The following is a 6,545-nucleotide window of genomic DNA, read 5'->3' as shown; positions in this document are numbered from 1 at the left end:
GATCAATCAAATGGAAGCCTATTATCCCTTGCATGCCAAAGTATGTACCAACTGTTTCTTAGTGCAACTTGAGGAGTATGTCAGCCCATCCAATATTTTCTCTGATTATACTTATTTCTCCTCTTATTCGGATAGTTGGCTTCAACATGCACAAGATTATGCAGAGTTCATCATAGGTCATTTGGGCTTAACTTCAGAGCATCTGGCGATAGAAGTGGCAAGCAATGATGGATATTTATTACAATATTTTCACAAAGAGGGTATTCCTGTCCTGGGAATAGAGCCCGCCAAAAATGTGGCAGAATTTGCCCAAAAAAAAGGCATTAGGACAGAGATGAGATTTTTCGGTAAACAGACAGCCAAGGAGATGTCTACGAAATATGGTATGGCAGATTTATTAATGGCCAATAATGTTTTGGCACATGTCCCAGATATTAATGATTTTGTTGGGGGGATGAAAATCCTTTTAGAGAAGCGGGGTGTGATTACTTTGGAGTTTCCTCATCTTCTACAGTTAATAGACGGAAATCAATTTGATACTATTTATCATGAACACTTTTCCTATTTATCCTTCATTACTGTTGAAAAAATATTTGCTGCTCATGGATTATGTGTATATGATGTAGAGGAGCTTCCAACTCATGGAGGATCTTTGAGAATTTTTGTCAAACATAAGGAGGATTCCTCCAGGGAGATTGCTCCCAAAGTGAAAGACCTAAAAGAAAGAGAAACTTCGAGAGGGTTAATGGATCCGTCCTTTTATTTATCCTTTGGAGAAAGGGTAAAAGAGACAAAAAGAAAGCTGTTGGAGTTCTTAATCTCTGCCAAGAAAAAAGGAAAAACTATTGCAGCTTATGGGGCTCCTGGAAAAGGTAATACATTACTTAATTACTGTGGAATTAAAACGGATTTTATCGATTATACGGTAGATCGAAGTCCCCATAAACAAGGGAATTTTCTTCCAGGTTCTCGAATACCTGTTTTGTCCCCTGAATATATTCAGAAAACTAAACCAGATTATGTGTTGATACTGCCTTGGAATCTAAAGAATGAAATAATGAAGCAAATGGATTTTATTAAAGATTGGGGAGGAGAATTTGTGGTGCCAATTCCTGAAACCACCGTTTATTCATGAATTTATCAGAACAATCAATTCTTTTCAAATAAATTAAAAATGACTTTAAAACTCAATTAGTATGAAAGTAGTTTTGTTTTGTGGTGGACTAGGGATGAGGCTCAGGGACTATTCTGAAAAAATACCAAAACCTATGGTGAAGGTTGGTTATCGGCCAATTTTATGGAATGTTATGAAGTATTATGCCCATTATGGTCATAAGGAATTTATTTTATGCCTTGGATACAAGGGTGATATGATTAAGGATTATTTTGTGAATTATGATGAATACCTTTCTAATGATTTTGTGTATTCCGAAGGTGGAAGAGACTTGAGGTTGTTGAATAAGGATATTCATGATTGGAAAATAACCTTTATCCATACTGGTTTAAATTCCAATGTTGGCCAGCGATTATTGGCAGTTAAACCATACTTGGAGGGAGAGGAAATGTTTTTGGCCAATTATACCGATGGGCTTTCCAATTTGCACCTTCCGGATATGATTGAAGAATTTAAAAAAGAGGATACAGTGGCTGCTTTCTCTGCCTACCAGCCAAAGCAAAGCTTTCATGTGGTGACCTTTAAAGAAAAAAATGGAGTTGACCGATTTACAAGCATTAGAAATGCAGGCGTATGGATCAATACGGGATATTTTATTTTTCGGAAAGAATTTTTCGATTATATCAATGAGGGGGAAGATCTGGTGGAGGAACCATTCCAAAGATTAATACAAAAGGAAAAGCTCTATGCTTACAAGTTTAAAGATTTCTGGGCGTGTATGGATACCTTTAAAGATAAACAACTTTTAGATAAATTACATGAATCAGAGAATCCTCCTTGGGAATGTTGGAATCAAAGAAGAGAAAAGTTTCCAAATAGAAAGAAAACTACCCTTTATTAAATCATTGTCACTGTAGTTTTATGTTAAGATTAGATTTTGCTAACAAAACCACAAAAGGTAGAAATCTTCTTTGTTTAGGAGCTCATTGTGATGATATTGAAATTGGTTGTGGCGGAACCATACTCAAATTAATAAAGGAAGGAAGAGTGAAATCTGTTAGATGGGTGGTTTTTACCTCTAATAAGGAAAGAGAATTAGAAGCAAAAAAATCGGCAAAGAAGTTTCTTCAGGAAGTAAATGAAAGAGAAATTAATATCAAGAGCTTTAAGGATGGCTTCCTTCCTTCTCAACTAGCTGAGGTGAAACAATATTTTGAAGAGATAAAGAATGAATCTCAGCCTGATCTTATTTTTACTCATTTTAGGAATGATCTGCACCAAGATCATCGGCTAATTTCAGAACTCACCTGGAATACCTTTCGAAATCATCTTATTTTGGAGTACGAAATTCCCAAATATGATGGGGATTTGGATAAACCTAATTGTTTTGTTCATTTGAACGAAACATTAATGGAAGAGAAAATCGATTACCTATTGGAATATTTTGGGACCCAGTTTAACAAACATTGGTTTGACAGAGAAACATTTCTTTCTCTTATGCGAATAAGGGGGCTGGAGTCCGCAAATGAACAGAAATATTCTGAAGCCTTTCATGTCCGAAAAATAGTGTTTTAAAAGATCCTGAGAAGGATACCCTCATTTCCTGATCTTCATTCCAGATCACCTAGTTATTTCAATTTTATTCCTCTAGAACACCTGCTCTTCATCTTGATAAATTAATTTTCACTAATGAACATATTGATAACCGGCAACCTTGGCTATGTAGGGTCAGTTTTGGTAAAATACCTAAGACAATCTTTTCCTAAAAGTAAACTGATTGGGTTTGATATAGGCTATTTTGCCAAGCATATTACTAATCCCAATTTAACTCCTGATAATTTGCTGAATATGCAGTATTATGGGGATGTAAGAGAATTTCCCGATCAAATTTTGGAGGGAGTGGATGCCTTAATTCATTTAGCCGCTATTTCTAATGATCCAATGGGAAACAAGTATGAAGAAGCTACTCTTGAAATAAACTTTGAAGCTACAAAAAGAATAGCTGAAAAGGCCAAAAAAGCAGGAGTAAGGGCTTTTGTATTTGCCTCTAGTTGTAGTGTTTATGGTTATGCGGAAAATGAAGCTAGGAAGGAAACTTCCACCCTTAATCCCCTTACAGCTTACGCTCGTTCAAAGGTGCTTTCGGAAAATGCTCTGGCCCAATTAGCAGATGACAATTTTAAGGTCAGTTGTTTTCGCTTTGCTACTGCCTGTGGATTTAGCGATCGGCTTAGATTGGATTTGGTTGCCAATGATTTTGTGGCCTCAGCGATAGGTAACAACCAAATTAATATTTTAAGTGATGGAACACCCTGGAGGCCACTTATCCATGTGAAAGATATGGCAAGAGCAATGATTTGGGGGATAAAACGAAAGGCTATGGATGAGGGAGGGAATTTTCTTTTAGTGAATACAGGAAGTAATGAATGGAATTATCAGGTAAAGCAAATAGCTCATGAAATTCAACAAATTTTACCAAAAGTATCCATTTATATAAATCCAGAGGCAGCCCCTGACAAAAGATCCTATAAAGTTGATTTTGGGTTTTTTAAAAAGTTGGCTCCGGATCATCAACCTGAATGGAATCTGAAATCTACCATTCGGGAATTAGTTGAGGGGCTAGGGAAGATGGGCTTTCAGGACAAAAATTTTAGACAATCCAATTTGATACGATTAAATGTCATTAACTCTCTAAAAAAAGAGGGACTTATTAATGAAGAATTAAGTGTTGTGCAATGAAATTTCTCGAGACTAAGTTAAAAGGGGCTTATGTTATCAGTTTGGAACCCTTTGAGGATGAAAGAGGACTTTTTGCTCGAACCTTTTGTAAAGAGGAGTTTAAGCAAATAGGACATAAAAAGGATTTTGTGCAGTTTAACCATTCTATTACTCTTCAGAAGGGGACAATTCGAGGTTTACATTACCAACTAAGTCCTAAAAGCGAGATAAAATTGATTAGGTGTGTAAAGGGGAAGGCCTTTGATGTAATTATTGATATCCGTAGGAATTCACCTACTTTTCTTCAATTTCTTTGCCTAGAGTTGGCAGAGGAAAACATGAAAATGATTTACCTGCCGGAAGGTTTTGCTCATGGTTTTCAAACCTTGGAAGATGATACCCACCTAATTTATCATCACAGCAACTCCCAAAATATCTTGTTTGAAAGAGGAATTAGGTATAACGATCCTCGGCTTGCAATAAAATGGCCTCTAGAGGTTTCAATTATTTCTAATAAGGACAAATCTTACCCCTTCTTAAAAGAGGAATTTTTGGGTATGGAAGTATAAGGTGGCTTATTAAAGTTTAGAGTTTATTTCCAAATACGTCTAATTGAAAAGGAATTTTTAAGTACTGTTTGAAGCCTGTTAAAATGATAGGGAATGCGATAGGTATATCCAATATTGAAATTTATAGAAGTTTTTCAGAAGCTAAATGTTTCTGGAAAAGTCTTGAAGAGGAGGCGGAAGGTTACATTTTCCAAACTTATGATTGGTTGGAAAATTGGTACAAGCATGTTGGTCATCATAAAGATATCCAGTTGTGTATTGTCACTGTTTTTAATAATAATCAAAAGGTAGAGATGATTTTACCTTTGGGTATTGAAAAAATTTTGGGTAGTCTGAAACTCTTTTGGTTAGGTGGAAGATTGGCTGAATATAATGCGCCTCTTTGTACGTCTTCCTTTTTGGAAAAACTAAATAAAACTTTGTTTATAAATATTTGGAATGAAATAAAACAAAAGCTTCCAACCTTCGATGTCATACATTTTGTGGTACAACCTACTGTGGTGGGTAAATGGCCAAATCCATTTTTGTATTTGGGGAAAAAATATCAGGAGATTAGTTATGCCGCTCAACTGGACGAAAACTGGGAAACCTTTTTTTCAAGGAAAAGAAATAGTAAGAAGCGGGGCGATTCCCGTAGAAAGCTCAAAAGATTGGAGAAGATTGGTCCTTTACGTTTTGTCCAGGCGAAAACAGCGCAGGAAATCAAGGACATAACATCCTATATGATCGATTTAAAAAGAAAAAGACATCGAGAATCGGGCTGGTATGACTTCCTTGAAATTGAAGGGTATCGGAATTTTTATCATCAAGCTGCAAATGCTTTGATACCAAAAGGAAAAATACACTTATCCGCTTTGATCTGTGGAGATGAAATAATTTCTGCTCATTGGGGAATGGTTTGGAAAAATCGATTTTACATTTTAATGCCTGTGCATACAGGGGGGAAGTGGAGGGTGTATTCCGCGGGACGGTTATTGATGGAATATTTAATGGAATGGAGCTGTAACATAGGATTGGAAATTTTCGATTTTACCTTAGGCGAACATGATTATAAAAAGGATTGGTCGGACATAGAAATGCCGGTTTACCAATATTTGGAAGTCAATACTTTCAAAGGTAATTTATATATTCTTCAAAATATTGTTCGAAAAAGAATTGAGAAACACCCTCAATTGGCTGAAAAAGTTAGGAGGCTTGTGTATAGATTTTAAGATACAAATAAAGAATTCCTATTAGAGTTAGTTAACACAATGTGCAGACAGTGATTTTCCTACTTGTTTAGGGTGTAATCATTTCTATTTTTTTGTCAATCTGAAACCTATAAAGATTTTCATATGCAAATAGATTTTACCGCCAATGAAATAGGAAAAGAATTATATGATTTTATTTCTGAGCTTTATCCTATTTGTAGAAGTATTACTGGAAATGGTGTTCGGGAAACTTTAAGAAGAGTTAAAAAACACATTCCCCTAACTATGAATGAAGTTCCATCTGGAACTCGGGCATTTGATTGGAAAGTTCCAAGAGAGTGGAATATTAAAGATGCCTGGATAAAAAACTCAAAAGGTGAAAAGGTATTGGATTTTAAAGATTCCAATTTGCATATTTTAAATTATAGTATACCTATTCACAAACATTTGGATTTAGAGGAACTAAAAGAGCATTTATTTACCCTTCCTGAACACCCCGAATGGGTACCTTACCGTACTTCCTACCATCATGAAAACTGGGGTTTTTGTTTGAGTTATAACCAATATCTAACTTTTAAGGAGGATTGTTATGAAGTTTATATAGACTCTACTCTTGAAAATGGACATTTGACCTATGGGGAATATTTAATTAAGGGTGAATTAGAAGATGAAGTTTTAATTTCTTGTCATGTTTGCCATCCCTCGTTATGTAATGATAACCTTTCGGGAATAGCCATTTCCACTTTTCTGGCAAAGTATTTAATGAATCTTGACCTTAGATATTCCTATAGATTTTTGTTTATTCCTGGAACCATTGGAGCCATTTGTTGGCTAGCTTTAAATGAAAGTCAAGTTTTTAAGGTGAAGCATGGTTTGGTTTTATCCCTATTGGGAGATGAGGGAAGCTTTACTTATAAGAAATCCCGTCAAGGGTTGGCTGAAATTGACCGTATT

7 protein-coding genes are annotated in these 6,545 nt (G+C 35.5%); all 7 read left to right on the top strand.

Annotated elements, in window-relative coordinates:
• The coding region (locus E1171_RS10295; protein WP_246164268.1) for a class I SAM-dependent methyltransferase at window positions 1-1,135 on the top strand (1,135 nt) is incomplete at its 5' end.
• Between the two features lie 61 nt (window positions 1,136-1,196).
• Entirely contained in the window at window positions 1,197-2,015 is an 819-nt protein-coding gene (locus tag E1171_RS10290; RefSeq protein WP_155205921.1) for a sugar phosphate nucleotidyltransferase, read from the top strand.
• A gap of 20 nt (window positions 2,016-2,035) precedes the next feature.
• On the top strand, window positions 2,036-2,689 hold the full coding sequence (locus E1171_RS10285; protein WP_155205920.1) for a PIG-L deacetylase family protein: 654 nt from the start codon (window positions 2,036-2,038) through the stop codon (window positions 2,687-2,689).
• Between the two features lie 114 nt (window positions 2,690-2,803).
• Window positions 2,804-3,853 (top strand): NAD-dependent epimerase/dehydratase family protein, encoded by a 1,050-nt coding sequence (locus E1171_RS10280; protein WP_155205919.1) that lies wholly within the window; start codon window positions 2,804-2,806, stop codon window positions 3,851-3,853.
• Entirely contained in the window at window positions 3,850-4,401 is a 552-nt protein-coding gene (gene rfbC / locus E1171_RS10275; RefSeq protein ID WP_155205918.1) for a dTDP-4-dehydrorhamnose 3,5-epimerase, read from the top strand. Before E1171_RS10280 ends, rfbC begins: the two co-directional genes overlap by 4 nt.
• 83 nt (window positions 4,402-4,484) lie before the next feature.
• The gene (locus E1171_RS10270; RefSeq protein ID WP_155205917.1) at window positions 4,485-5,612 is read left to right on the top strand and encodes a GNAT family N-acetyltransferase; all 1,128 of its coding nucleotides are present in this window, start codon (window positions 4,485-4,487) and stop codon (window positions 5,610-5,612) included.
• A gap of 123 nt (window positions 5,613-5,735) precedes the next feature.
• A partial coding sequence (locus E1171_RS10265) for a DUF4910 domain-containing protein (protein ID WP_155205916.1) occupies window positions 5,736-6,545 on the top strand: 810 nt, incomplete at its 3' end.

The sequence above is a fragment of the Xanthovirga aplysinae genome (assembly GCF_009711365.1).
Classification (GTDB): domain Bacteria; phylum Bacteroidota; class Bacteroidia; order Cytophagales; family Cyclobacteriaceae; genus Xanthovirga; species Xanthovirga aplysinae.
This window is presented reverse-complemented; position numbering and strand designations above follow the sequence as displayed.